Consider the following 23,442-nt stretch of genomic DNA (forward strand, 5'->3'; position numbering starts at 1 on the left):
CCCGTCCGAGGAGCCGGCCATGCCCGCGTCCGCCCGGCAACGCTGTCACACAGTCCTCGCCGGACTCGTCACCCTCGTCACCGCCGCCGTCGTGTCCCTCGCCGCCCCCGCGCCCGCCTCGGCGGCCGGCACCTGGACCGAGACCGGCTCCGACCGCGCCGACCCGCTGACCGAGAGCCAGGGACTGACCTCGGTGGAGGTCCCGGCGGGCAGCCCGAACCGGTACACCGGCGTCGGCACCATCCCGCCGGGCCTGGCCGGCCGCGGATGGAACCACGTCGGCGACCCGGACGCCTCCTACGACGGCTTCTACATCGAGCCCTACCAGCGGGACTCCGGCAACTCGAAGATGTTCCGGGTACAGGCGCCCGGCGGCGCCTGGTCGGAGTACGTCCACACGCTGGGCCCGGGCGAGGCGCTGAACAACTCCTGGGCCGCCGTCACGCCCGACGGGCGGTGGATGCTGTCCGGCGAGTGGGGCACCATGACCCGCCTGCTGGTCTTCCCGACCCCGGGCGTCAACCCCGCCACCTCCCCCTCGGCGGACCTCCCGCAGGCCTCCGCCGTCCGCCTGGACCACGCCGTCCGCGACGTCCAGGGCTGCGACTTCACCGGCCCCACCACCCTGCTGTGCTCCTCCGACGACCCCGAGGGCGGTCTCTTCGGCCTGGCCAAGCCGCTGCTGCGGATCGACCTGTCCGCCCCGCCGGACGGGACCGCCGACGTCACGGGGCATGTCACGGCGGAGCGGCAGCTGCCGCTGCGCAGCGCCTGCCAGGGCTCCTTCGAGGCGGAGGGCATCGACTACGACCGCCGCAGCGGCGTCCTGCGCGTGATCGTCGTCTCGCCCGGCTTCTGCGTGCTCACGGACAGCAAGACGTACAAGTTCACCCGCGGCTGAGGTGTGCGCGACGGCCCGTGGTGATTTCCTGGGGGTGGACGCGGTTCGGCGGGGTACCCCGTTCCACCGCAGCGCGGCCACGAAAGGAGCGATCATGGCAGACACGGAGCGGTCGCATCCGGAAACCGTCACGGTGGAGATCAGCGGCTCGAAGGAGGACGCCCGTCTCGTCTTCGAGGCGCTCAGTTCCTGCTTCGCCTCCGACCGGGGCGCGGACGAGGAGCCCCAGCAGCTCCACGAGTCCCGGCCGATGGTCTGGCTCGGCACCTACGACGTCGCCGAGCCCCGGGGTTCCGGCTGCTCGCCGGTCCACCTCGGGCAGCCGGTCCAGGCGGACGTCCAGGGCGGCTACTGGGCCGTCGACCGGTTCCGCACCACCCTGGACTCGATGTTCACCGTGAAGGAGACCTGTACGGCCTCCGGCGACCAGGAGCGGGATCTGCACCTGCGCCTGGAGAGCCGCTGAGTCACCGAGGCGACGCCCCGGCCGGATCCTGCCCGGCCGGGGCGTACTGCGCCACCCCGTATCCGAAGGACCAGTCGGCGTCGCCGTTCTCGGTCAGGGTGATCAGCACATTGCCGCCGGCGCCGTCGTAGGGATCGGTCACGGCTCACTGTACATACTAGTAGTTACATAAGCGGCGGCCGTCACCGCGGCCGAGCTCGGTTATGCAACTAGTTGCACAAACCTCCGGGCTTCCTCTACAACAAGAGGCGACGACACCGCGTACGGAGGGCCCGATGAGCCGTTACCCGCACCTGATGACCCCGCTCGACCTGGGCTTCACCACGCTGCCCAACCGCGTACTGATGGGCTCCATGCACGTCGGCCTGGAGGAGGCCGAGCGCGGCTTCGAGCGGATGGCGGCGTTCTACGCGGCCCGCGCGCGCGGCGGCGTGGGGCTCATCGTCACCGGCGGCATCGCCCCCAACGAGGAGGGACGGCCGTACGAGGGCGGGGCGAAGCTCACCACCGACGCGGAGGCCGAGCGGCACCGCGTGGTCACCGAGGCCGTGCACCGCGAGGGCGGCCGGATCGCGATGCAGATCCTGCACTTCGGCCGGTACGCCTACCACCGCGACCTCGTCGCGCCCAGCCCCCTCCAGGCCCCGATCAGCCCCTTCGCGCCCCGCGAGCTGACCGACGCCGACATCGAACGCACCATCGACGACTACGCCCGCGCCGCCCGCCTCGCCCGGCAGGCCGGCTACGACGGCGTCGAGATCATGGGCTCCGAGGGCTACCTGATCAACGAGTTCATCGCCGCACCGACCAACCGGCGCACCGACCGCTGGGGCGGCTCGTACGAGAACCGGATGCGGTTCCCCGTCGAGATCGTCAAGCGCGTCCGCGAGGCCGTCGGCGAGGACTTCATCGTCATCTACCGGCTGTCCATGCTGGACCTGGTGCCGGGCGGCTCCTCGCTGGCGGAGGTGATCACCCTCGGCAAGGCGGTGGAGGCCGCCGGCGCGACGATCATCAACACCGGTATCGGCTGGCACGAGGCCCGCATCCCCACCATCGCCACCTCCGTGCCGCGCGGCGCCTACACCTGGGTCACCAAGAAGCTCATGGGCGAGGTGTCCGTCCCGCTGGTCACCACCAACCGCGTCAACACCCCGGAACTCGCCGAGCAGTTGCTGGCGGACGGCTACGCCGACATGGTGTCCGTGGCCCGTCCGATGCTCGCCGACCCCGACTTCGTCGCCAAGGCCGCCGCCGGCACCCCGGAGGCGATCAACACCTGCATCGGCTGCAACCAGGCCTGCCTCGACCACACCTTCAGCGGGCAGATCACCTCCTGCCTGGTCAACCCGCGCGCCTGCCATGAGACGGAACTGGTCCTCGCGCCGACCCGGCTGAAGAAGCGCGTCGCCGTGGTCGGCGCCGGCCCGGCCGGTCTGGCCTGCGCGGTCTCCGCCGCCGAACGCGGCCACGCCGTCACCCTGTTCGACGCGGCGAGCGAGATCGGCGGACAGCTCAACGTCGCCCGCAAGGTGCCCGGCAAGCAGGAGTTCGACGAGACACTGCGCTACTTCCGCCACCAGCTCGACGCACACGGCGTCGACGTCCGCCTGGACACCTGGGTGGAGGCCGCCGACCTGGACGGCTTCGACGAGGTCGTGGTCGCCACCGGCGTCACCCCGCGCACCCCGGACATCCCCGGCGTCGACCACCCCCGCGTCCTCGGCTACCTCGACGTGCTGCGCGACGGCGCCCCCGTCGGCGACCGCGTCGCCGTCCTCGGTGCCGGCGGCATCGGCTTCGACGTCGCCGAGTACCTCACCGACGCCGGCGACAAGGCGAGCGAGGACCCGGGGACCTACTTCCGGCACTGGGGCGTCGACATGGACTACCGGGCGCCCGGCGGCCTCACCGCCCCCGAGCGGCCCGCCCCGCCCCGCCAGGTGCACCTGCTCCAGCGCAAGACCAGCAAGGTCGGCGCCGGCCTCGGCAAGACCACCGGCTGGATCCACCGCACCGAGCTGAAGCACCGGGGCGTGACCATGGTGCCGGGCGTGCGCTACGACCGGATCGACGACGCCGGCCTGCACATCACCGTCGGCGAGGAGAGCACGGTCCTGGAGGTCGACACGGTCGTGCTGTGCACCGGCCAGGAACCGCGCCGCGACCTGTACGACGCGCTGGTCGCCGCCGGCCGCGGCGCCCACCTCATCGGCGGCGCCGACGTGGCCGCCGAACTGGACGCCAAGCGGGCGATCAAGCAGGGCACGGAGCTGGCGGCGACCCTGTAGGGGCCGGGGACCGCCCTCCCTAGGATGAGCCCATGTCACTCCCGCACGCGATCCTCACCGCCCTGCTGGAAAAGCCGTCGTCGGGACTGGAACTGACCCGCCGGTTCGACAAGTCGATCGGCTACTTCTGGTCCGCGACGCACCAGCAGATCTACCGCGAGCTGGGGAAGCTGGAGGCCGAGGGGCTCATCCGCGCGCTGCCGGCCGAGCAGCCGGCCCGCGGGCAGAAGAAGAGCTACGAGGTGCTGCCCGCGGGCCGGGCCGAACTGGCCCGCTGGACCGCCGCCGCGCAGGACCCGAAGCCGCAGCGGGACGTGCTGCTGCTGCGGCTGCGCGCGGCGGCCGTGGTCGGCACCGCGGGCCTGGCGGCCGATCTGCGCCGCCATCTGGAGCTGCACCGACGGCAGCTGGCCGAGTACCGGGAGATCGAGCGGCGCGACTTCCCGCCCGGCCGGGACGCCCCGCAGGACCGGCTGCGCCATCTGGTCCTGCGGGCCGGGATCGACCTGGAGACCTTCTGGACCCAGTGGCTCACCCACGCCCTGGAGGAGTTCGCCGAACTGCCGGACACCGACTGACGGCTCCTCAGAGCCGGTACGGCCGGGAGCGGCGGCGCAGTACCCAGCCGGTGGCGACGACCCCGGCGCCGACCAGGGCCGCGCCGGCACCCAGGGTCAGCGGGCCGTAGTCGCGGGCGGCGCCGCCGAGGCCGCCCATCACGCCCCGGGACGGGGCCGGTCTGGTGGTCGCCGAGATCGCCGGCCGGGTCGGGACGGCCGGCGCAGGCCTGGTCGGGACGGGCGCGGCCCGGGTCGGGACGGGCGCGGCCCGGGTCGGGACGGGCGCGGGCCGGGTCGGGACGGCCGCCCCGGAGACGATCACCGACTGGCTGCCCGCGGTGGTGCCGCCGGTACAGACCACCACCACGGTGTACGTCCCCGGGCTCACCCCCGTCCAGGCCGCGGACTGGCTGACCGACGTGCCGGACAGGGCCACCTGCCGGCCCTGGGAGAAGTTGGCCTGCCGGCTGCTGAGCAGGGCGGCGGTGCCCCAGCTGCCGTTGACCTGGGTGCACGCGCTGGTGACCACCGAGACCGTGGAGCCGGTGGTGCTGACCGAGATGCCCGAAACCGCGGCGGTCGGCCCGGCGAACGCGGCCGGGAGCGCGGCGGCGGCCGCCAGGGTCAGGCCGGAGCGGAGCAGGAGTCGCGAGTTGTCCATGGACGGGCCTCCGGCGGCACGGTCGGCGGTACGTCCCATGCGCCGCCGGGGTCGGGAAGCGCCCGTGCTGCCTCAACCGCAGCCAACGCCCCGCCGGGCAGGGCCGCACCCGGAGCGGACCGATCAGGTGACGCGTCCCCGCGCGTGGGGTGCGGTGACAGCCGCCGCGGGGGAGGGGGGCGCCTTCGCGTTCGGCGGCACCCGCGCCCCGGTCCGCCCTCAGCCGCCCGTGGTCACCGTCCGCTCCGCCGACCAGCCGCCCCAGGTGCCGTCGGGCAGCCGGGCCCGCAGCCGTACCCGGTGTTCCTCCCCGGCCGCGGTGCCCGCGTAGAAGCTGTGGTGTGCCCGGCCGCGCGGCGGTGTGCCGCCCCAGACCAGCGAGGTGGCCGTCGCGCCGTCCAGCCCGATCTGGTACTCGGCGATCACACCGTCCGCGCGCGGCGGGTCCCAGGCCAGGTCGATGTAATAGGCGCCGTCGGCGCGGTGGGTGGCGGCGGTGAACCCGGTGGGAGCGGTCTTCCGGCCGTCGTCGCCGCCCGGCGTGGTCAGGCGGACCGGCGGGCCGGCGGGGGAGAGGTTGTCGGCCGCGTCCCGGGCGCGCACCGTGAAGACATAACGGGTGCCGGGCCGCAGACCCGTGAGGACGGTGGCGGTCTGGTTCCCGCCGACACTGTGGATCCTCACCCCGCCCTGGTAGACGTCGTACGACGACACGCCCCGGTCGTCCCGGGACGCGCCCCAGGACAGCTGGACGGCACGGCTGCCCACGGCCCGCCCGGTGGCCGCTCCCGGCCGGGCCGGAGCCGAGCGGTCCGCCGCCGTCACGGCCGGCGTCCGCGCCCGCACCACCTGGCTCGGCGGACCCAGCCGGCCCGCGGTGTCCCGGGCCCGCACGGTGAAGGAGTACAGGGTGGACGGCCTGAGCCTGGTGACGTCCAGCATGTGCTGCGCGCCCGGTACTTCGGCGACCTTTGTGGTGTCCCGATATACCTCGTAGGTGCGGACCCCGGCACCTGCGGGGGCCGCGTTCCACATCACGTGCACGCTCGTGGCGCTGCCCGCCGCCGCGGTGACCCCGACGGGAGCGCCGGGCACCCGGCCGTCGCCGTCGTCCGTCTGGTTCCAGCCGCAGGAGGCCGCCAGCAGCACGGTCCCGCAGACCACCGCGAGCGGAAAGGGAACGCGTCGCACGGCACTGCCCTCCCCGGACGGCCTAGGCATCACGTAAAGGTCCGGACCAATAGTGGCCCGGCCGGGGTGACCGCAGCAAGGGGGCCGCGTTGGTGGCCACCCTCCGCGGTTACGTATGCTGAACCTCCCTACGGCTGAACTGCCCCCGAGAACAGGGAAGTTCACGCCTGTGGCGCGGACACGCTGTCGTCGCCGATCCCGCGCCGGCGCGGGCGGCCGGGGGTCCGGAACGGTATCCGGTCCGGACCCCCGGCCCCCTGTTGTGCCTCGCGGCGGCCCGGGCCGACTCCGCCCGGCCGTCCCCGTACAGGGTGTCAACAACGTGCTCCATCCGGCCCCTTCGCGGCGCACCCCGTGGCCGAGTGCCCGAGATCACATCACAGTGGGGTCGGCGTTCCGGGCCCGGACAGAAGGGCCGGACGTCCGCCTTGTCCCCGACGAGAGGGTTCCCCATCGTGCGTGTCCCGTCGCTGACGCTGGCCGCGGCCGGCGCCGCCCTGATCGCTCCGGCACTTCCCGCGCCGGCCACCGCCGTCCCACCCGCCGAACGGGTCGCGGCCCGGGACGGGACCACGGTCCGTGAGGGGACCGCGGCCCATGGCGTCGGCGCGGCTCACGGCATCGGCGTGCACGGTGCGGTCCGGGGCGGGGGCGGGGGCGGCGACGGGGGCCCGGGCCGCGCCGAGAGGGCGGATCGTGGCGACAGGAGCGACAGGAGCGACAGGACGGGCCGTGCCGGGGACGCGGTCACCGCCGCCCGCCTCCTCGCCCGGGCCGGCACGTGCCACCGGGTCTCCCGGGGCCGGTACCGCACCGACGCGGGCCGCCCGGCGACCGTTCCCGTCTGCGGCACCCGCGACGCGGTGTTCTGGAAGGCCGACCTGGACATCGACTGCGACGGCCGGCCCACCGCCCGCTGCAACCGCCGTACCGACCCGGTGTTCGCCGCCGCGACCGCGGTCCTGGGGTCCGACGGCCGACGGCTGAACGCCGAGACCCTGCCCTACATCGTCGTGCCGGTGCCCAGCCGCCGCTGGGACCACCGGGCTTCCGGAGTGCGCGGAGGCTCGGTCGCCGCCGTCGTCTACCGGGACCGGGTGCGGTACGCCGTCGTCGGCGACACCGGCCCGCGCGACCTCATCGGCGAGGCCTCCTACGCCACCGCACGCGCCCTCGGCATCCGGCCCGACCCGCGCTCCGGCGGGGTGTCCTCCGGCGTGACCTACATCGTCTTCCGCGGTTCCCGGATCACCGCGGCGGAGGACCGTGCCGCGGCGGCGGCGGAGGGCGAGCGGCTGGCCCGTCGCTTCCTCGCCCGACACTGACCCCCCGACCCTCCGCCGAGCCCTTCCGCCCCCGGCCCCGCTCGCCGGACGGGCCTGCCGACCCTACCGGGTCCCGGTCGCCCCTCACACCTTCCGGTAGGTGTACGCCTCCGCTGCCGCGGCCTCCACCGCGGCCAGGTCGGCGCCCGCCGCGGCGGTGACCACCGCGGCCACCGCGCCCTCGACGAACGGCGCGTCCACCAGGCGGGTGCCCGCCGGCAGTTCGTCCCCCTCGGCGAGCAGCGCCTTCACCGTGAGGACCGCGCTGCCCAGGTCGGTGAGCACCGCCACCCCGGCCCCCCGGTCCACCGAGGCCGCCGCGGCGGAGATCAGCTCCGCGCTGGTGCCGAGCCCGCCGCCCTCCGTACCTCCGGCGGCCGCCACCGGCACCCCGGCCGCCCCGCCCGCCAGGCCCTTGGCCAGCTCGGCGACCGACGCGGCCACCTGGGCGCTGTGCGACACCAGCACGATCCCGACCGGCCTGTCCTCACTCACCGTCCGCCTCCGCCGTCTCGGCCAGCGCGGCGATCAGCAGCGCCGACGAGGTCGCCCCCGGATCCTGGTGACCGATGCTGCGCTCGCCCAGGTAACTCGCCCGGCCCTTGCGGGCCCGCAACGGTATGGTGGCCGCCGCACCCTCCTCCGCGGCGGCCCGCGCGGCGGCGAAGCCCGTGCCGAGCGCGTCCACGGCCGGCACCAGGGCGTCGATCATGGTCTTGTCGCCGGGTGCCGCCCCGCCGAGCGTCATCACCGCGTCCACGCCCGCGCGCAGCGCCGTGGCCAGCTCCCCCTCGCCGACCTCGGCGGCAGCCCCGAGCGCCTTGCCCGTGCGGCGCAGCAGGGTGCCGTACAACGGCCCGGACGCGCCCCCGACCGTCGAGATCAACTGCTGGCCGGCGAGTATCAGGACACCGCCCGGGGTGTCCGGTGTCTCCTTCTCCAGGGCCGTCGCCACGGCGGTGAACCCGCGCTGCAGATTGCTGCCGTGGTCGGCGTCCCCGATGGCCGAGTCGAGGGCGGTGAGCCGCTCGGCCTCCCGGCCGACGGACGCGGCGGCCGTCGTCATCCAACGGCGGAAGAAATCGGCGTCGAGCACTGGATCTCCTTGCGTGACAGGGCGGTTGACCATGCGGCCGGGGGTGGTGGGGCGGGCGGACCGCGCGTTCACATGCCCCAGCGCAGGGCCGGGGTCTTCACGGGGGCGTCCCACAGCCGCAACAGCTCCTCGTCGACCTGGCACAGCGTCACCGAGGCGCCCGCCATGTCCAGCGAGGTGACGTAGTTGCCGACGAGGGTGCGGGCCACGGCCACACCGCGTTCGCGCAGCACCCGCTGCACCTCGGCGTTGAAGCCGTACAGCTCCAGCAGCGGGGTCGCGCCCATGCCGTTGACCAGCACCAGGACGGGACCGCGCGGCGGCAGGTCCTCCAGGACGACGTCGACCGCGAAGTCGGCGATCTCTCCGGAGGTCATCATCGGCCGCCGCTCCCGGCCCGGCTCGCCGTGGATTCCGATGCCCAACTCCAGTTCCCCGTCCGGCAGATCGAACGTGGGGCTGCCCTTCGCCGGGGTCGTACAGGCGCTGAGGGCCACGCCGAAGCTGCGCGAATTGTCGTTGACCCGGCGGCCGATGGACTCCACGCGCTCCAGGGGCTGCCCCTCGGCCGCGGCGGCACCCGCGATCTTCTCCACGAACAGCGTCGCGCCCGTACCCCGCCGGCCGGCCGTGTAGAGGCTGTCGGTGACCGCCACGTCGTCGTTGACGAGCACCTTGGCGACCTGGATGCCCTCGTCCTCGGCCAGCTCGGCCGCCATGTCGAAGTTCAGCACGTCACCGGTGTAGTTCTTCACGACGAACAGGACTCCCGCGCCGCTGTCCACGGCCGCCGCGGCGCGTGCCATCTGGTCAGGCACCGGTGACGTGAAGACTTCGCCGGGGCACGCGGCGGAGAGCATGCCAGGGCCGACGAAACCGCCGTGCAGCGGTTCGTGCCCGGAGCCGCCGCCCGACACGAGAGCGACCTGCCCGGCCACGGGGGCGTCCCGGCGGACGATCACCCGCTTCTCCACGTCCACGTTCAGCTCGGGATGCGCCGCCGCCAGACCGCGCAACGCGTCCGCCACGACCGTCTCCGGTACGTTGATCAGCATCCTCATAGGTGTCTCCTCGCGAACCTGGCCCTCGACTGCCGTGACGGGGCGTCAGGTGCCGACGGTCACCCGGTGGAGACAGCCGTTCGTCCCGTCTAAGGGCAGTATCTGCCCTGCGGCAGCCGAGGTCACGTGCCGCCGCCCGGCTTTACGGTCCGTAGCGAACCGTCGACCAAGGGGAACAGCACTCTACCGGGACACCCGGGCCGCCCCGCCACCCGTTCCGGCGCCAACCGCCCTGCTAAGGCGCGCCGGTTGGCCGCCGGACATGTGGCACCGGGGAGATCGTCACCGGTCGCGGGGCTCTCCCGGTCTCCGGCACCGCATCGGCCGCCGCGTCCGGGGAACCCGGTGGCGGGGAGCCCGCAGGCCGCCGACCGAGGAGGTGCCGTCGCCGTGGACGAGTGGAAGATGTGGGAGCACGACGGGGTGCGACTGTCAGCGCGCGAGCGGCTGGCGCTGGCGCGGATCGAGGCGGGCCTGAGGCAGGACCGGCGGTTCGCGCGCCGGATGGGTGAGGCGCGGTACGGTGTCTGGCTGCCGGCGGCGGTGCTGCTGCTGGCGGTGGCGTCGGTGTTCGTCGCCGTCATGGGCATCCGCACCTCGGACCCCGCCCTGCTGTGGTGTTTCGCGGCGCTGTGGCCGCTCACCCTCATCCAGGCGTTCCGGCTGCTGTGCCGGGCCACCCGCCCGCGCCCCCGGCGGCCCCACCGCCGTCCCCGGCTCACGCCATGGACCTGAAGCCCGCGGCCCACGGGCCTGAACCCCGTGGGCCGCGGATCTCTGATCCGAACCCGTGACGTCCCCTCCGTGGGCGCGTACGAGACGACCGGCGCCGCCGGGCCGCGAGGGCCGGCGGCGCGTCAGGGCCGGACGGGGTGCCACGGAGGGCGTGGCTCGGCCGCGCCGGGACCATGCGGTCCCGGCGCGGCCGTCAGCTCTCCTTGCCCCGCCCCGACAGCGCGTCCCGCAGCCGGTCGACCAGGCCCGCTCCCGGTGCCAGCAGCTTGTTGCCCGGGGGAGTGTCCGGTGCCGAGGGGTGCGGGCGGGTCGGTGCCATCCGCTTGGCCCGGCGTACCTTGTCGCCCAGCTCCATCAGCGCGTCCGGGGGACAGACCGCCTCCAGCCGCGGGAACAGGTTCTCTTCCTCGTCGGCCACATGGGACCGGATCTCGCTCATGAGCTGTGTCATCAGCGTGTCGAACCGCGGATCGTCCGCCTGGCAGCCCTCCAGGTCCTTCATGAGCCGTTCGGCCTTGGCGTGGTCCTCGATCTCCTTGTCCGCCAGCGCGTCACCGTTCGCCACGTGCTCGCGCACCGCCGGGTAGAGGTAGGCCTCCTCGGCGACCGAGTGCCGTACCAGCTCGATCGTGGCCTGGTCGCAGAGGTTCTTGCGTTCCGGTGAACCGGGCGGCAGCGCCTCGAAACGGCCGAAGATCTCCTCCACCTCACGGTGGTCGGTGGTCAGTTCCTGGATGACGTTTCCGCCGTGACCCATGGTGGTTACCTCCTTCGTGAGACGCGGTGGCCCGGAAAGGGGCCGTGCCGTCGCCGCGCCGAGTGCCCCGGGCACCGCGCGTTACACCGTCCGCCACGCGCGGTCAGCGCGTCGAGTGGCGGGCGGCGGCCGTCCGGCCTCCCTCGGACAGCGTCCACGCCCACCAGTGGTCCAGCTCCGGGAAGGTCAGCGCGTCCGCCGCGACCAGCGCCGGCCAGTCCGCGGCGCGCGCCTGCGCGGTGACCTTGGCCCCGCCCGCCACCGGGTCGACCGCGATCACCGGGGTGCCGGCCCGCAAGCCCAGCACCAGTCCGTGCAGTCGGGTGGTGACCACCAGGTCGCAGCGGGCGACCAGGGCGAGGAACTGCTCGGCGGTGGCGCACAGCCGCCAGTCGTCCACGGCCAGCCGGGTCTCGGCCGGCACGCGCGCGCAGTCCTTGCCGCGCAGCCAGCCGGTGATCGCGTCGTTGACCTGCGCGTGCCGCCGGCGCGCGCCGTACTCGCCCTGACCCGAGGAGAGCACCACCGCGACCACGGGCGGCAGCGGGCCCAGCGGGGCGTCGGCCGCGAGGTCCCGGCGGGCCGGGGCCGCGGTGCCGTCCCGGGCGACGATCGTATGGAAACCGGTGGCCGCCGGGTCCGCCGGGTCGACCACCGAGACCCCGGCCGCCAGTCGTGTGCAGGACCTGAACCTTGCATGCAGGCCGGCGACTTGGGGCCCGTACACCGGGCCGCACACGAACAGCAGCGTGTCGTAGGCGCCCGGGTCGGCCGTCTCCAGGGACAGCGCCCCGGGCCTGAACCCGGGACTCCACGCCGTGTCGTGCGCGATGCCGGCCCCGGCCAGCGCCGCCGACATGTGCCGCTGGGCGAGCACGTCCCCGGCCGTCGCCTCCCCGTCCCGGAAGCTGAACCAGCCGGTGAGCAGCAGCTTCCCGGGGGGCCGGCCGGGCCCGTGCAGGGTGCGCAGCACGGCAGCCGGGACGTCGTCGTGCATGGAAGTCTCCTCCGTGATAACAGAGGCGCCTGAGTCGCGCGAGTACCCGTGATTCCGGAGAATAAGAATCCAACGCGTGAATCCAACTGGCAGGGGAACTCAGCTGCCAGTGCCGTCCAGCCAGTGGCGGTCCGGCAGGGCGGTCCCGGACGTCTCCGGGGCCCGGGCCCTGATCCCTTCCTTCCCGACGGGCCGGTGACGCCGGGCCCGATGACGCGGCACGCGCCGAACACCCGTACCCAGCCCCGGCCGTACACGGGCGGCGCGGTCCACGACGTGCTTCCGGGGCGCGGACGCCGTGGACGAAGCACGACGAAGGAGAAGCCCCATGACTGGTGCCACACCGTTCTCCTGGCGGCGCGCCCTCGTGACCGGCGGCGCCGGCTTCCTCGGCTCCCACCTGTGCGAGCGGCTGCTGGATTCAGGCGTCGAAGTCGACTGCGCCGACAACCTGGTCTGCGGGCGGCGCGAGAACATCGCGCACCTGGAGACGCGGCCCGGCTTCCGGTACACGCACTGCGACGTCTCCACGGCCGACTGCGCCGAGCGCCTGGCGGGCCCGTACGACCTGGTCCTGCACTTCGCCTGCCCCGCCTCGCCCGCCGACTACCTGCGCATGCCGTTGCAGACCCTGGAGGTCGGCAGCACCGGCACCCGCAACGCCCTGACGATCGCCGAACGCGACGGCGCCCGTTTCCTGCTCGCCTCCACCTCCGAGGTGTACGGCGACCCGCAGGTCCACCCGCAGCACGAGGGCTACTGGGGCAACGTCAACCCCGTCGGGCCGCGCAGCGTGTACGACGAGTCCAAACGGTTCGCCGAGGCCCTGGTCACCGCGTACACCGGCACCCGGGGCACGAACGCCGGCATCGTGCGGCTGTTCAACACCTACGGGCCGCGGATGCGCGCCCACGACGGCCGGGCCGTGCCCACCTTCATCTGCCAGGCCCTGGCCGGCGAACCGCTCACCGTGACCGGCGACGGCAGCCAGACCCGCTCCCTGTGCTACGTCGACGACACCGTGGACGGCATCCTGCGGGTCGCCGCGAGCAGGGCCGTACGGCCGGTGAACATCGGCGGCAGCGACGAGATCACCGTCGCCGACCTGGCCCGCCGGGTGGTCGCCCTCACCGGCTCCCGCTCCCCGATCGCGTTCATCGACCGGCCCGTGGACGACCCCGGCCGGCGCCGCCCCGACACCACCCTCGCGCGCGAGCTGCTCGGCTGGTCGCCGCAGGTCCCCTGGGAGGAGGGCCTGAAGCAGACCATCGCCTACTTCGCCGCCCTGCCCCCGGAAGCCGCCCCGCCCCCGGAACCGGTGCCGCGCGCGCAGGACCCGGCCCCGCACTCCTGACGACCCCCCGCCCCTCCCCGGCCCTGGAGACAGCGCATGCACGTCCTCGGAATCAACGCACTCTTCCACGACCCCGCCGCCGCCCTGATCACCGACGGCCGGGTGGTGGCGGCGGCGGAGGAGGAGCGGTTCTCCCGCCGCAAGCACGGCAAGCGGCCCGTACCCTTCTCCGCCTGGGAGCTGCCCGAGCAGTCGGCCCGCTGGTGCCTGGAGCAGGCCGGCCTCACCCCGGCCGACCTGGACGCCGTCGCCTACTCCTACGACCCGGTCCTGGCCCGCCCCGCCGAGGAGATGGGCCTGCACGACCCCTGGGACCACCTGCGCCAGGAGTACGCCCGGCAGGCCCCCGGCTTCCTCGCCGAGGCGCTGCCCGGACTCGACCCGGCCAAGGTGCGGTTCGTCCCGCACCACGTGGCGCACGCCGCCTCCGCCGGGGCCGTCTCCCCGTACCCCGACTGCGCGGTGCTCGTCCTGGACGGCCGCGGCGAGTGCGGCTCCCACCTGGCCGGCCGGTACACCAACCGCGAGCTGACCGTCCTCGCCACCCGGCAACTGCCCGACTCCCTCGGCCTGTTCTACGAGGATCTCACCCAGCACCTCGGATTCCTGCGCAGCAGCGACGAGTTCAAGGTCATGGCGCTCGCCTCCTACGGCACCCCGCGCTTCGCCGACCGGCTGCGCGCGTACGTCCACGCCGACGACCGGGGCGGCTTCCGGGCCCGCCCGGTGCCCTGGGCCGACCTCGTCCCGCCCCGCCCGGCCGGCGGCGCCTGGCGCCAGGACCACGCCGACCTCGCCGCCAGCGCCCAGCTCTGCCTGGAGGAGACCATGCTGGCGCTCGCCCGCCACCTGCGCGAAACAACCGGCGAGGACGCCCTCACCCTGGCCGGCGGGGTCGCGCTGAACTGCGTCGCCAACACCCGGCTGTGGCGCGAGAGCGGCTTCACCCACATCTGGGTGCAGCCCGCCGCGGGCGACGCCGGCACCGCGCTCGGCGCCGCCGCGCACCTCGCCGGACAGAAGGACACCCTGGAACCGATGGAGACGGCCGCCCTGGGCCGCGGCTGGAGCGACGCCGAACTGCGGGCCTGGCTGGAGCGGGCCGCCGTACCCTACGAGGAACCCGCCGACATCGCCGAGACGGCCGCCGCGGCACTGGCCGCCGACGGGATCGTGGCCTGGTTCCAGGGCCGCAGCGAGTACGGGCCGCGCGCGCTCGGACACCGCTCCCTGCTCGCCCACCCCGGCAAGGCGGAGAACCTGGAACGGCTCAACGCGGTCAAGGGCCGCGAGGAGTTCCGGCCCGTCGCCCCCATGGTGCTCGCCGAACGTGCCGCCGAGATCTTCGACGGGCCGCTGCCCAGCCCGCACATGCTGTTCGTCCACGACGTGGCCGCCGACTGGAAGGCCCGCATCCCCGCCGTGGTGCACGTCGACGGCACCGCCCGCATCCAGACCGTCGACCGCGCCCGGGAACCCCTGGTGGCCCGGATGATCGACGGCTTCGAACGGCGCACCGGACTGCCGGTCGTGGTCAACACCAGCCTCAACACCGCCGGACGGCCCATGGTGGACGACCCCCGGGACGCCCTGGAGTGCTTCGGGTCGGCCCCCGTGGACCTGCTGGTGCTCGGCCCGTTCGCGATCCGCCGGGGAAAGGCGTTCGCATGACCGACGCGCCCGCCTACACCGTCGTCGTCCCCACCATCGGCCGGCCCTGCCTCGCCGAGTGCCTGCGCGCGCTCGCCGCGGGCACCGTCGAACACACCCCGCACGAGGTGGTCGTGGTGGACGACCGTCCGGCGCCCGAGGGCGGCCTGCCGCTGGAGACCGCCGGACAGCTCCTGGACCGGGTACGCACCCTGCGCACCGGCGGCAAGGGCCCGGCCGCCGCCCGCAACGCCGGCTGGCGCACCGTCCGCACCCCCTGGACGGTCTTCCTGGACGACGACGTCCAGGTGCTGCCGGAGTGGTCCCGGCACCTCGCCGAGGACCTGCGCGCGGCCGGCCCCGACATCGGCGGCGTCCAGGGGCGGCTGCGGGTCCCGCTCCCCGAAGACCGCCGGCCCACCGACTGGGAGCGCACCACCAAGGGCCTGGAGAACGCGGCCTGGGCCACCGCCGACATGGCCTACCGCACCGAGGCGCTCAAGCGGACCGGCGGCTTCGACGAACGCTTCCCGCGGGCCTTCCGCGAGGACGCCGACCTCGCCCTGCGCGTCCAGCGGGCCGGCTGGAGCCTGACCCGGGGCACCCGGATCACCCGGCACCCGGTCCGCCCCGCCCACTGGTGGGCCTCGCTGCCCGCCCAGCGCGGCAACGCCGACGACGCCCTGATGAACCGGCTGCACGGCCGGGACTGGTGGGACCGCGCCCAGGCGCCCCGCGGCCGGCTGCCCCGCCACCTGGTGGTCACCGGCGCGGCCCTCGCCGCCACCGCCTGCGCGCTGGCCGGGCGGCGCCGCACCGCCACCGTCTGCGCGGCCCTGTGGACCCTCGGCACCGCCGAGTTCGCCCTGGCCCGGATCCTCCCCGGCCCGCGCACCGCCCGGGAGATCGCCGGGATGCTCGGCACCAGCGTGCTCATACCGCCGCTCGCCGTGCGGCACTGGCTGCGCGGCGCCGTCCGGCACCGCAACGCCCGGCCGCTCGGGGGTGCCGGATGACCACCGTGTCCGCCATCCTGTTCGACCGCGACGGCACCCTCGTCGCGGACGTGCCCTACAACGGCGACCCCACACGGGTCCGCCTGCTGCCCGGCGCCCGGGAGGCCGTCGCGCTCGCCCGCTCCCACGGCCTGGCCACCGGCGTGGTCAGCAACCAGTCCGGCATCGGCCGCGGACTGCTCACCACCGGGCAGGTCCGGCGGGTCAACGAGCGCGCCGACGCGCTGCTGGGCGGGCTGGACATCTGGCTGTTCTGCCCGCACACCCCCGAGGACGGCTGCCCCTGCCGCAAGCCCCGCCCCGGCCTGGTCCGCGCCGCCGCCGTCCGGCTCGGCGTCCCGCCCGCCGCCTGCCTGGTCGTCGGCGACATCGCCGCCGACGTGCTGGCCGCCCGCGCCGCCGGCGCCCGGGGCGTGCTCGTGCCAGGCGCGGCCACCGCGCCCGAGGAGACCCGCCGGTTCGCCGGCCACAGCGCCCCCGACGTGCTCACCGCCGTCCAAGGCGCCCTCAACGTCGCCACCGGGAGGGCACCGGCATGAGATCCCTCGTCGTCCGCCTCGACAGCTTCGGTGACGTGCTCCTCGCCGGGCCCGCCGTCCGCGCCGTCGCCGCCCACAGCAGCCACGTCGCCCTGCTGTGCGGCCCGCGCGGCGCGGACGCCGCCCGGCTGCTGCCCGGCGTGGACGAGGTCCTGGTGTGGGAGGCGCCCTGGGAGGGCTTCGACCCGCCCCCGGTCCGCCCCGCCGACATCGACGCCCTCCTCGGACGGCTGCGCGCCGGCGCCTACGACAGCGCGCTCGTCCTCACCTCCTTCCACCAGAGCCCGCTGCCCACCGCCCTGCTGCTGCGGCTCGCCGGCATCGCCCGGATCGGCGCCAACAGCACCGACCACCCCGGCCGGCTCCTCGACGTACGCCACCGGCGGCTGCCCGGCCGGCACGAGGCCGAGGCCGCCCGCGACACCGCCGCCGCCATGGGCTTCACCCCGCCCCCGGGCGACGACGGACGGCTGCGCGTCCTGCCGCCCCCGGACACCGGCGGCCTGACCGGCTACGGCCCCTACGTCGTCCTGCACCCCGGCGCCAGCGCCCCCGCCCGCGCCTGGAGCCCGCACCGCTGCGCCGAGGCGGTCACCCTGCTGGCCGACGCCGGACACCGCGTCGTCGTCACCGGCGGCCCCGGCGAACGGGACCTGACCCGGCGGGTCAGCGGGGAGGTGGCCGTGGACCTCGGCGGCCGGACCTCCCCGCGCACCCTCGCCGGGGTGCTGCGCCTGGCCGACGTCGTGATCAGCGCCAACACCGGCCCCGCCCACCTCGCCGCCGCCGTCGGCACCCCGGTCGTCTCCCTGTTCGCGCCCGTCGTACCCGCCGAACGCTGGGCGCCCCACGGCGTCCCCGTCATCCTGCTCGGCGACCAGTCGGCGCCGTGCGCGGACACCCGGGCCCTGACCTGCCCGGTGCCCGGCCACCCCTGCCTGGACGAGGTCACCGGCCAGGACGTGGTGCGCGCGGTCCACAAGCTCATCCAGGAGCGGCACTCATGAACATCCTCGTCTGGCATGTGCACGGATCCTGGCTCACCGCCTTCGTGCAGGGCCCGCACACCTACCTCGTCCCGGTCACCGAGGACCGCGGCCCCGACGGCCTGGGCCGCGCGCAGACCTGGGACTGGCCCGGGTCCGTCCGGGAGGTCACCCCCGCCGAACTCCGGGACACACCCATCGACCTGATGGTGCTTCAGCGGCCGCACGAGATCGGCCTCGCCCTGCGCTGGACCGGCCGCCGGCCCGGCCCGGACGTCCCCGCCGTCTACGTCGAGCACAACAGTCCCGACACCTCGCCCGAACGCCAACGCCACCCGCTGGCCGGCCAGTCGGCCATCCCGGTCGTGCACGTCACCCACTTCAACCGGCTGATGTGGGACACCGGCCTGGCCCCCACCGAGGTCGTCGAGCACGGCATCATCGACCCCGGCCCGCTGTGGACCGGCACCGAGCGGCGCGTCGCCGTCGTCGTCAACGAGCCGGTGCGCAGGGGCCGTACCACCGGCACCGACCTGCTGCCCCGGTTCGCCCGCTTTGCCCCCCTGGACGTCTTCGGCATGCGCACCGAGGGCCTCGCCGACCACCTCGGCCTGCCGCCCGGACGCTGCCGCACCCGGGACCTGCCGCAGCACGAACTGCACCGGGAGATGGCCCGGTGCCGCCTGTATCTGCACCCCGTGCGCTGGACCTCCCTCGGCCTGTCCCTGCTGGAAGCCATGTTCCTCGGCATGCCCGTGGCCGCCCTCGACACCACCGAGGTCCGCGAGGCCGTACCCGAGGGCGCCGGAGTGGTGTCGAACCGACTCGACGTACTGGAGGACGCCGTACGGGCCTTCCTCGCCGACCCCGAGTACGCCCACGCGACCGGCGCGGCGGCCCGGGCCGCCGCCCGCGCCCGCTACGGAGAGCGGCGCTTCCTGGACGACTGGGAGCGCCTGATCAAGGAGGTCACCCGATGAGCCGCATTCCGCACTCGGCCGGGCGCGTCGCCATGGTCTCCGAGCACGCCAGCCCCCTGGCCGCGCTCGGCGGGCCGGACGCGGGCGGCCAGAACGTGTACGTGGCACAGCTCGCCCGGCAGCTCGCCAGGAAGGGATACCGGGTCACCGTGTACACCCGGCGGGACTCGGCCGGCCTGCCGGACCGGGTGACCCTCATCGACGGCGTCCAGGTGGTGCATGTGCCCGCCGGGCCGCCCGCGCCCGTCCCCAAGGACGAACTCCTGCCCCACATGCGCGAGTTCGGGAACTTCCTGGCCCGGCAGTGGGCGCAGCACCCGCCGCACGTGGTGCACGCCCACTTCTGGATGTCCGGCCTGGCCGCCCTGGCCGGCGCCCGCGACCTGGACATCCCCGTCGTACAGACCTACCACGCGCTGGGCACGGTCAAGAAGCGCTACCAGGGCGCCGCCGACACCAGCCCCCCGCAGCGCCTCGCCGTCGAGGAGGCCATCGGCCACGAGTGCGCCCGGATCATCGCCACGTGCAGCGACGAGGTGGCCGAACTGAAGGCCATGGGCCTGCCCGAGGACCGGATCAGCGTCGTGCCCTGCGGCGTCGATCCCGAACAGTTCACCCCCCTCGCGCGCACCCGCCCGCCCGGCGCCCGCAAGCGGCTGCTGGCCGTCGGCCGGCTCGTGCCCCGCAAGGGCTTCGACCGCGCCATCCGCGCCCTGGCCGGCGTCCCCGACGCCGAACTCCTCATCGCCGGCGGCCCCGAGGCCGACCTGCTGCGCACCGAACCCGAGGCCGCCCGCCTGTACGGCATCGCCCGCGAGTACGGCGTCCTGGACCGGGTCACCCTGCTCGGCGGGGTCGGCCGGGCCCGCATGCCCCGGCTGATGTCCAGCGCCGACCTGGTGCTGTCGCTGCCCCGCTACGAGCCGTTCGGCATCGTCCCGCTGGAGGCCATGGCCTGCGCCACACCCGTCGTCGCCACCGCCGTCGGCGGCCAGCTCGACACGGTCGTGGACGGCACCACCGGCCTGCTGGTCCCGGCCGACGACGACCACGACCTCGGCGCGGACCTCCGCGCCCTGCTCGCCGACCCCGACCGGCTCGCCCGGTACGGGGCCGCGGGCCGCGCCCGGGTCCTCGCCCACTACACCTGGGACCGGGTCGCCGACGGCGTGGCCGGGGTGTACGGCGCCGTGTCCCCGATCCGCTCGCTCTCGGGAGTCGTCCGATGAACACCGCCACCGACACCACGCACTGCGACGACCTCGCCAAGGCCCTGGAGGCGTTCCGCGACCACGCCCCCCTCATCGAGCGCTGGGGCACCGAACTCGCCCGGCGCCTCGGCTCGGGAGCCCGGCTGCTCGTCGCCGGCAACGGCGGCAGCGCCGCCCAGGCCCAGCACCTCACCGCCGAACTCGTCGGCCGCTACCGCGACGACCGCCCGCCGTTCTCCGCCCTCGCCCTGCACACCGACACCTCCTCCACCACCGCGATCGCCAACGACTACGGCGTCCAGGAGGTGTTCGCCCGCCAGACCGCCGCCCACGGCCGCCCCGGAGACGTGCTCCTGCTGCTGTCCACCAGCGGCGCCAGTGCCAACCTGCTGTCCGCCGCCGACCGCGCGCACCGGCTCGGCATGACCGTGTGGGCGCTGACCGGACGGTCCCCCAACCCGCTGCAACTCGGCGCGGAAGAGGCGCTGTGCGTCGACGCCCCCCTGGCCGCCACCGTCCAGGAACTCCACCTGGTCGCGGTGCACATGCTCTGCGAGACCTTCGACCGGGCGGTGGAGCGCGGGGAGGCCGGCGCGGGCGCCGGCGCCGACGGAACACCGGATTCCGACGGCAAACCGGGCACCGACGGCAGACCCGGGGTGGTCGGGCGGCTCGTCGGCCGGGCCCGCACCGTCGGCCGGACCCCGCCCGGCGGGCCCGTCGCCCCGCGGAAGGGGCAGGCATGACCGGCACCCCGACACCCCTGGTCGTCGTCGGCGACGCCCTGCTCGACCACGACCTGTGCGGCCGGGCCGAACGGCTCGCCCCGGACGCGCCGGTGCCCGTCGTGCACGGCACCCGGCGCAGCTCCCGCCCCGGCGGCGCGGCCCTCGCCGCCTGCCTCGCGGCGGCCGACGGACGCCCCGTCACCCTGGTCACCGCCCTCGGCTCCGACCCCGCCAGCGACACCCTGCGCGAGCTGCTGGCGGGCCGGGTCCGCCTGGTCGAGATCCCCCTGGAGGGCACCCTCGCCAGCAAGACCCGGGTCCTGGCCGGGGACCGGCCGCTGCTGCGCCTGGACGACGGCGAGGGCCGCGCCCGCGAGGCCGTCCCGCGGGCGGTCGCGGCGGTCGCGGCGGCCGGGGGAGTCCTCGTCGCCGACTACGGCCGGGGCACCGCCGACGTCCTGCGGGACGCGCTGGCCCACACGGCGGCCCCCGTCGTCTGGGACCCCCATGTGCGCGGCCGGCCCCCGGTGCCCGGCGTCCGCCTCGTCACCCCCTCCGCCCAGGAGGCCCGCGCCTTCGCCCGGCGGCTGGCCGGGGACGACGAGGAGGCGGCCGGCGACGCGGCCGGACTGCGCACCGCAGCCCGGGACGCCCGCACCCTGGTCCGGGCGTGGCGGGCCCAGGCCGTCGCGGTCACCCTCGGCGACCGCGGCGCCCTGCTCTCGCACGGCGAGACCCCGCTGCTGGTGCCGACCCCGGCCGCCGCCACCGGCGACCCGTGCGGCGCGGGCGACCGGTTCGCCGCCGCCGCGGCCGGACTGCTCGCCGACGGCACCCTCACCGAGGCCGCCGTCCAGGCCGCCGTGCACGCCGCCACCCGCTACGTCGCCGAGGGCGGCGCCCGCGCGGTGGCCGTGCCGGACCGGCCGGAGACACCGGCACAGGCCCCGGCCGACGGCGACACCACCGCCGACGCCCTGCGCACCGCCGCCCGGGTCCGGGCCGCGGGCGGCACCGTCGTCGCCGCCGGCGGCTGCTTCGACCTGCTGCACGCCGGGCACGTCGCCCTGCTCCAGGCCGCCCGCCGGGCCGGTGACTGCCTGATCGTCTGCCTCAACTCCGACGACTCCGTCCGCCGCCGCAAGGGCGACGGCCGCCCCCTGGTGCCGGCCGCCGACCGGGTACGGGTGCTGCGCGCCCTGGAGTGCGTGGACGCCGTCGCCGTCTTCGACGAGGACACCCCCGAACGCCTCCTCGGCGAACTCCGCCCGCACATCTGGGCCAAGGGCGGCGACTACGCGCGGACCCGGCTGCCCGAACAGCCCCTGGTGGAGAGCTGGGGCGGACAGGTCCTGCTGCTGCCCTACCTCGACGGCCGCTCCACCACCGTCCTCGCCCGCCGGGCGGCCCTGACCCCCACGGCAGGAGACGGCGAGTGACCCCCGCACCCGCCCGCCGCGCCCCGGACGGGCCCGGGCCGCCCCGCGTCCCCCACCCGACGACCGGCACCCCCGAGGCGACCACCCACGCGCCGCCCCCGCCCCGGCCCGCGAAGCCCGCCCCGGCCCGCCGCACCCCCGCGCACCGGCTCAGGCGACGGGCGTCGCCCGGCCGTTCCGGTGAGCATGGACCCAGCCGGTCCGTGCCGTCCCATCGTCCGGGTGGGCGCGGGTCCAGTCGGGCCGTGCCGTCCCACCGTCCCTGGGTACTCGCCGCTCACCCAAGGTGTCCGCCCCCGTCCCGAGAGGCCGCCCGATGACCGGTACCCGCCCTCCCTCCACCGCGGGCCGTACCACCCCACCGTCCGCCGCCCCTTTTCGCACCTATCCCGGAGGACCCACCCGGTGACCACTGAGCAGACCCCGCGTGTCCTGGTCCTGCGTGCGCTGGGCCTGGGTGACCTGCTGGCCGGTGTGCCCGCACTGCGCGGGATCCGCCGGGCCTTTCCCGGGCACCAGGTCGTCCTCGCCCAGCCACCGGGCCTGACCGAACTCGCCCTGGCCACCGGGGCGGTCGACACCGTGTTCCCGGCCGAGGCGCCGGGCCGCGCGGTGCCCGACCTCGGCCACTGGCCGGGACCGCCCCCCGACGTGGCCGTGGACCTGCACGGCAACGGACCCGAGAGCCGCGACGCCCTGGCCGCCCTGCGCCCGCGCCGGCTGCTCGCCCACGCCTGCCCGGACGGCCCGCCCTGGCCGGCCCACGTCAACGAACGCGACCGCTGGTGCGCCTTCCTGCGCGGCTACGGCATCACCGCCGACCCCCGCGACCTGCGGCTGCCCCGGCCCGCCGCACCGTCCCCGGCACCCGGCGCGGTCGTCGTGCACCCCGGCGCGGCCTCCGGCTCCCGCCGCTGGCCGCCGGAGCGGTTCGCCGCCGTCGTACGCTGCCTGCGCGCCGCCGGCCACCGTGTGGTCCTCACCGGCGGCCCCGGCGAGGACACCCTGGTCCGCGAGGTCGCCGAACGCAGCGGCCGGCCCGGCACCGACGTGCTCACCGGCGGCCTGCCGTTCGCCCGGCTGTCCGCCCTCGTCGCCGAGGCCTCCCTGCTGCTCAGCGGCGACACCGGCCTCGCCCACCTCGCGGTGGCCCACGGCACCCGCTCCGTCACCCTGTTCGGCCCCGTCTCCCCCCGCCTGTGGGGGCCGCCGCCCGGCCGGGACCACCTCGCCCTGTGGAAACCCGGCCCGCCCGGCGATCCGCACGGTCACGCCCCCGACGCCCGCCTGCTGCGCATCGGCACCGGCGAGGTCGCCGCGGCCTGCCTGACCCTCCTGCGGAACGCCCGCGACCGCCACCGCCCCACCGGACGGGAGGTGGCACATGTCCGCTGAGCACACCCGCGCGCACGTCTGTCGCCCTGCCGGACGGGAGGTGGCACAGGTCCGCCGCCCCACCGGGCCGGAGCGGCGTATGTCCACCGGACACACCCCCGCC

24 protein-coding genes are annotated in these 23,442 nt (G+C 75.5%); 16 read left to right on the forward strand and 8 right to left on the reverse strand.

What is annotated here, in order from left to right:
* Positions 1-19 precede the first annotated feature (19 nt).
* Positions 20-901: a hypothetical protein gene (locus ABD350_RS36490; protein ID WP_344353502.1), complete on the forward strand. Its 882-nt coding sequence runs from the start codon at positions 20-22 to the stop codon at positions 899-901.
* 94 nt (positions 902-995) lie between these two features.
* Positions 996-1,367: a hypothetical protein gene (locus ABD350_RS36495; protein ID WP_344353504.1), complete on the forward strand. Its 372-nt coding sequence runs from the start codon at positions 996-998 to the stop codon at positions 1,365-1,367.
* 1 nt (position 1,368) lies between these two features.
* On the opposite strand, the gene ABD350_RS36500 is transcribed toward ABD350_RS36495, so the two are convergent.
* Positions 1,369-1,509, reverse strand: coding sequence for a tautomerase family protein (locus tag ABD350_RS36500; RefSeq protein WP_344353507.1), 141 nt, complete (start codon positions 1,507-1,509; stop codon positions 1,369-1,371).
* A gap of 133 nt (positions 1,510-1,642) precedes the next feature.
* Between ABD350_RS36500 and ABD350_RS36505 the strand changes: the two genes are divergently transcribed.
* The gene (locus ABD350_RS36505) at positions 1,643-3,658 is read left to right on the forward strand and encodes an oxidoreductase (RefSeq protein WP_344353510.1); all 2,016 of its coding nucleotides are present in this window, start codon (positions 1,643-1,645) and stop codon (positions 3,656-3,658) included.
* 32 nt (positions 3,659-3,690) lie between these two features.
* Positions 3,691-4,236 carry a PadR family transcriptional regulator gene (locus tag ABD350_RS36510; RefSeq protein ID WP_344353511.1) on the forward strand — a complete coding sequence of 182 codons (546 nt, stop codon included), beginning with the start codon at positions 3,691-3,693 and terminating at the stop codon, positions 4,234-4,236.
* Between the two features lie 7 nt (positions 4,237-4,243).
* Here ABD350_RS36510 and ABD350_RS36515 read toward each other — a convergent pair whose 3' ends face one another.
* Positions 4,244-4,879: a hypothetical protein gene (locus tag ABD350_RS36515; RefSeq protein ID WP_344353514.1), complete on the reverse strand. Its 636-nt coding sequence runs from the start codon at positions 4,877-4,879 to the stop codon at positions 4,244-4,246.
* A gap of 219 nt (positions 4,880-5,098) precedes the next feature.
* Positions 5,099-6,070 carry a fibronectin type III domain-containing protein gene (locus tag ABD350_RS36520; protein ID WP_344353517.1) on the reverse strand — a complete coding sequence of 324 codons (972 nt, stop codon included), beginning with the start codon at positions 6,068-6,070 and terminating at the stop codon, positions 5,099-5,101.
* A gap of 455 nt (positions 6,071-6,525) precedes the next feature.
* On the opposite strand from ABD350_RS36520, the gene ABD350_RS36525 reads away from it, so the two are divergent.
* Positions 6,526-7,395, forward strand: coding sequence for a glycoside hydrolase family 75 protein (locus tag ABD350_RS36525; protein ID WP_344353520.1), 870 nt, complete (start codon positions 6,526-6,528; stop codon positions 7,393-7,395).
* Positions 7,396-7,479: 84 nt separating this feature from the next.
* On the opposite strand, the gene ABD350_RS36530 is transcribed toward ABD350_RS36525, so the two are convergent.
* The 3 genes from ABD350_RS36530 to dhaK form a co-directional block, all read right to left on the reverse strand.
* Positions 7,480-7,890, reverse strand: coding sequence for a PTS sugar transporter subunit IIA domain-containing protein (locus ABD350_RS36530; protein WP_344353522.1), 411 nt, complete (start codon positions 7,888-7,890; stop codon positions 7,480-7,482).
* Positions 7,883-8,491 carry a dihydroxyacetone kinase subunit DhaL gene (dhaL, locus tag ABD350_RS36535; RefSeq protein WP_344353524.1) on the reverse strand — a complete coding sequence of 203 codons (609 nt, stop codon included), beginning with the start codon at positions 8,489-8,491 and terminating at the stop codon, positions 7,883-7,885. The genes ABD350_RS36530 and dhaL overlap by 8 nt, the downstream gene beginning before the upstream one ends.
* 68 nt (positions 8,492-8,559) lie before the next feature.
* Positions 8,560-9,552 carry a dihydroxyacetone kinase subunit DhaK gene (gene dhaK / locus ABD350_RS36540; protein WP_344353527.1) on the reverse strand — a complete coding sequence of 331 codons (993 nt, stop codon included), beginning with the start codon at positions 9,550-9,552 and terminating at the stop codon, positions 8,560-8,562.
* A gap of 390 nt (positions 9,553-9,942) precedes the next feature.
* Between dhaK and ABD350_RS36545 the strand changes: the two genes are divergently transcribed.
* Positions 9,943-10,287: a DUF3040 domain-containing protein gene (locus ABD350_RS36545; protein ID WP_344353530.1), complete on the forward strand. Its 345-nt coding sequence runs from the start codon at positions 9,943-9,945 to the stop codon at positions 10,285-10,287.
* A gap of 193 nt (positions 10,288-10,480) precedes the next feature.
* Here the strand turns inward: ABD350_RS36545 and ABD350_RS36550 are convergent, their stop codons facing one another.
* Entirely contained in the window at positions 10,481-11,044 is a 564-nt protein-coding gene (locus ABD350_RS36550) for a hemerythrin domain-containing protein (RefSeq protein ID WP_344353533.1), read from the reverse strand.
* Positions 11,045-11,147: 103 nt separating this feature from the next.
* Positions 11,148-12,041, reverse strand: a complete 894-nt coding sequence (locus ABD350_RS36555; RefSeq protein ID WP_344353534.1) for a polysaccharide pyruvyl transferase family protein — start codon at positions 12,039-12,041, stop codon at positions 11,148-11,150.
* A gap of 328 nt (positions 12,042-12,369) precedes the next feature.
* Here ABD350_RS36555 and ABD350_RS36560 point away from each other — a divergent pair, with 328 nt between their 5' ends.
* From ABD350_RS36560 to ABD350_RS36605, 10 genes are all read left to right on the forward strand, one after another.
* The gene (locus ABD350_RS36560) at positions 12,370-13,395 is read left to right on the forward strand and encodes an NAD-dependent epimerase/dehydratase family protein (RefSeq protein WP_344353535.1); all 1,026 of its coding nucleotides are present in this window, start codon (positions 12,370-12,372) and stop codon (positions 13,393-13,395) included.
* 36 nt (positions 13,396-13,431) lie between these two features.
* A complete protein-coding gene (locus ABD350_RS36565; RefSeq protein ID WP_344353537.1) occupies positions 13,432-15,066 on the forward strand; it encodes a carbamoyltransferase family protein in 1,635 nt (544 codons plus the stop codon).
* Positions 15,063-16,061, forward strand: coding sequence for a glycosyltransferase family 2 protein (locus ABD350_RS36570; protein WP_344353538.1), 999 nt, complete (start codon positions 15,063-15,065; stop codon positions 16,059-16,061). The genes ABD350_RS36565 and ABD350_RS36570 overlap by 4 nt, the downstream gene beginning before the upstream one ends.
* A complete protein-coding gene (locus tag ABD350_RS36575) occupies positions 16,058-16,600 on the forward strand; it encodes a D-glycero-alpha-D-manno-heptose-1,7-bisphosphate 7-phosphatase (RefSeq protein ID WP_344353541.1) in 543 nt (180 codons plus the stop codon). Before ABD350_RS36570 ends, ABD350_RS36575 begins: the two co-directional genes overlap by 4 nt.
* Complete coding sequence (locus tag ABD350_RS36580; RefSeq protein WP_344353544.1) at positions 16,597-17,607, forward strand: glycosyltransferase family 9 protein; 1,011 nt, start codon at positions 16,597-16,599, stop codon at positions 17,605-17,607. Before ABD350_RS36575 ends, ABD350_RS36580 begins: the two co-directional genes overlap by 4 nt.
* Positions 17,604-18,566, forward strand: coding sequence for a glycosyltransferase (locus ABD350_RS36585; RefSeq protein WP_344353546.1), 963 nt, complete (start codon positions 17,604-17,606; stop codon positions 18,564-18,566). The genes ABD350_RS36580 and ABD350_RS36585 overlap by 4 nt, the downstream gene beginning before the upstream one ends.
* Entirely contained in the window at positions 18,563-19,795 is a 1,233-nt protein-coding gene (locus tag ABD350_RS36590) for a glycosyltransferase (protein ID WP_344353547.1), read from the forward strand. Before ABD350_RS36585 ends, ABD350_RS36590 begins: the two co-directional genes overlap by 4 nt.
* Positions 19,792-20,523 carry a D-sedoheptulose-7-phosphate isomerase gene (locus ABD350_RS36595; protein WP_344353549.1) on the forward strand — a complete coding sequence of 244 codons (732 nt, stop codon included), beginning with the start codon at positions 19,792-19,794 and terminating at the stop codon, positions 20,521-20,523. Before ABD350_RS36590 ends, ABD350_RS36595 begins: the two co-directional genes overlap by 4 nt.
* Positions 20,520-21,944, forward strand: a complete 1,425-nt coding sequence (locus ABD350_RS36600) for a PfkB family carbohydrate kinase (protein ID WP_344353550.1) — start codon at positions 20,520-20,522, stop codon at positions 21,942-21,944. The genes ABD350_RS36595 and ABD350_RS36600 overlap by 4 nt, the downstream gene beginning before the upstream one ends.
* 405 nt (positions 21,945-22,349) lie before the next feature.
* On the forward strand, positions 22,350-23,339 hold the full coding sequence (locus ABD350_RS36605; protein ID WP_344353551.1) for a glycosyltransferase family 9 protein: 990 nt from the start codon (positions 22,350-22,352) through the stop codon (positions 23,337-23,339).
* The last annotated feature ends 103 nt before the right edge of the window (positions 23,340-23,442 follow it).

Origin of the sequence: Streptomyces nogalater (assembly GCF_039532885.1) — a bacterium.
Taxonomy (GTDB): Bacteria; Actinomycetota; Actinomycetes; order Streptomycetales; family Streptomycetaceae; genus Streptomyces; species Streptomyces nogalater.

What these genes read in the sequence shown, in the direction of transcription:
- ABD350_RS36490 (WP_344353502.1), top strand. Translation starts at nt 20, where the DNA reads ATGCCCGCGTCCGCCCGGCAACGCTGTCACACAGTCCTCGCCGGACTC.
- ABD350_RS36495 (WP_344353504.1), top strand. Translation starts at nt 996, where the DNA reads ATGGCAGACACGGAGCGGTCGCATCCGGAAACCGTCACGGTGGAGATC.
- ABD350_RS36505 (WP_344353510.1), top strand. Translation starts at nt 1,643, where the DNA reads ATGAGCCGTTACCCGCACCTGATGACCCCGCTCGACCTGGGCTTCACC.
- ABD350_RS36510 (WP_344353511.1), top strand. Translation starts at nt 3,691, where the DNA reads ATGTCACTCCCGCACGCGATCCTCACCGCCCTGCTGGAAAAGCCGTCG.
- ABD350_RS36515 (WP_344353514.1), bottom strand. Translation starts at nt 4,879, where the DNA reads ATGGACAACTCGCGACTCCTGCTCCGCTCCGGCCTGACCCTGGCGGCC.
- dhaK (WP_344353527.1), bottom strand. Translation starts at nt 9,552, where the DNA reads ATGAGGATGCTGATCAACGTACCGGAGACGGTCGTGGCGGACGCGTTG.
- ABD350_RS36550 (WP_344353533.1), bottom strand. Translation starts at nt 11,044, where the DNA reads ATGGGTCACGGCGGAAACGTCATCCAGGAACTGACCACCGACCACCGT.
- ABD350_RS36555 (WP_344353534.1), bottom strand. Translation starts at nt 12,041, where the DNA reads ATGCACGACGACGTCCCGGCTGCCGTGCTGCGCACCCTGCACGGGCCC.
- ABD350_RS36560 (WP_344353535.1), top strand. Translation starts at nt 12,370, where the DNA reads ATGACTGGTGCCACACCGTTCTCCTGGCGGCGCGCCCTCGTGACCGGC.
- ABD350_RS36565 (WP_344353537.1), top strand. Translation starts at nt 13,432, where the DNA reads ATGCACGTCCTCGGAATCAACGCACTCTTCCACGACCCCGCCGCCGCC.
- ABD350_RS36570 (WP_344353538.1), top strand. Translation starts at nt 15,063, where the DNA reads ATGACCGACGCGCCCGCCTACACCGTCGTCGTCCCCACCATCGGCCGG.
- ABD350_RS36575 (WP_344353541.1), top strand. Translation starts at nt 16,058, where the DNA reads ATGACCACCGTGTCCGCCATCCTGTTCGACCGCGACGGCACCCTCGTC.
- ABD350_RS36580 (WP_344353544.1), top strand. Translation starts at nt 16,597, where the DNA reads ATGAGATCCCTCGTCGTCCGCCTCGACAGCTTCGGTGACGTGCTCCTC.
- ABD350_RS36585 (WP_344353546.1), top strand. Translation starts at nt 17,604, where the DNA reads ATGAACATCCTCGTCTGGCATGTGCACGGATCCTGGCTCACCGCCTTC.
- ABD350_RS36590 (WP_344353547.1), top strand. Translation starts at nt 18,563, where the DNA reads ATGAGCCGCATTCCGCACTCGGCCGGGCGCGTCGCCATGGTCTCCGAG.
- ABD350_RS36595 (WP_344353549.1), top strand. Translation starts at nt 19,792, where the DNA reads ATGAACACCGCCACCGACACCACGCACTGCGACGACCTCGCCAAGGCC.
- ABD350_RS36600 (WP_344353550.1), top strand. Translation starts at nt 20,520, where the DNA reads ATGACCGGCACCCCGACACCCCTGGTCGTCGTCGGCGACGCCCTGCTC.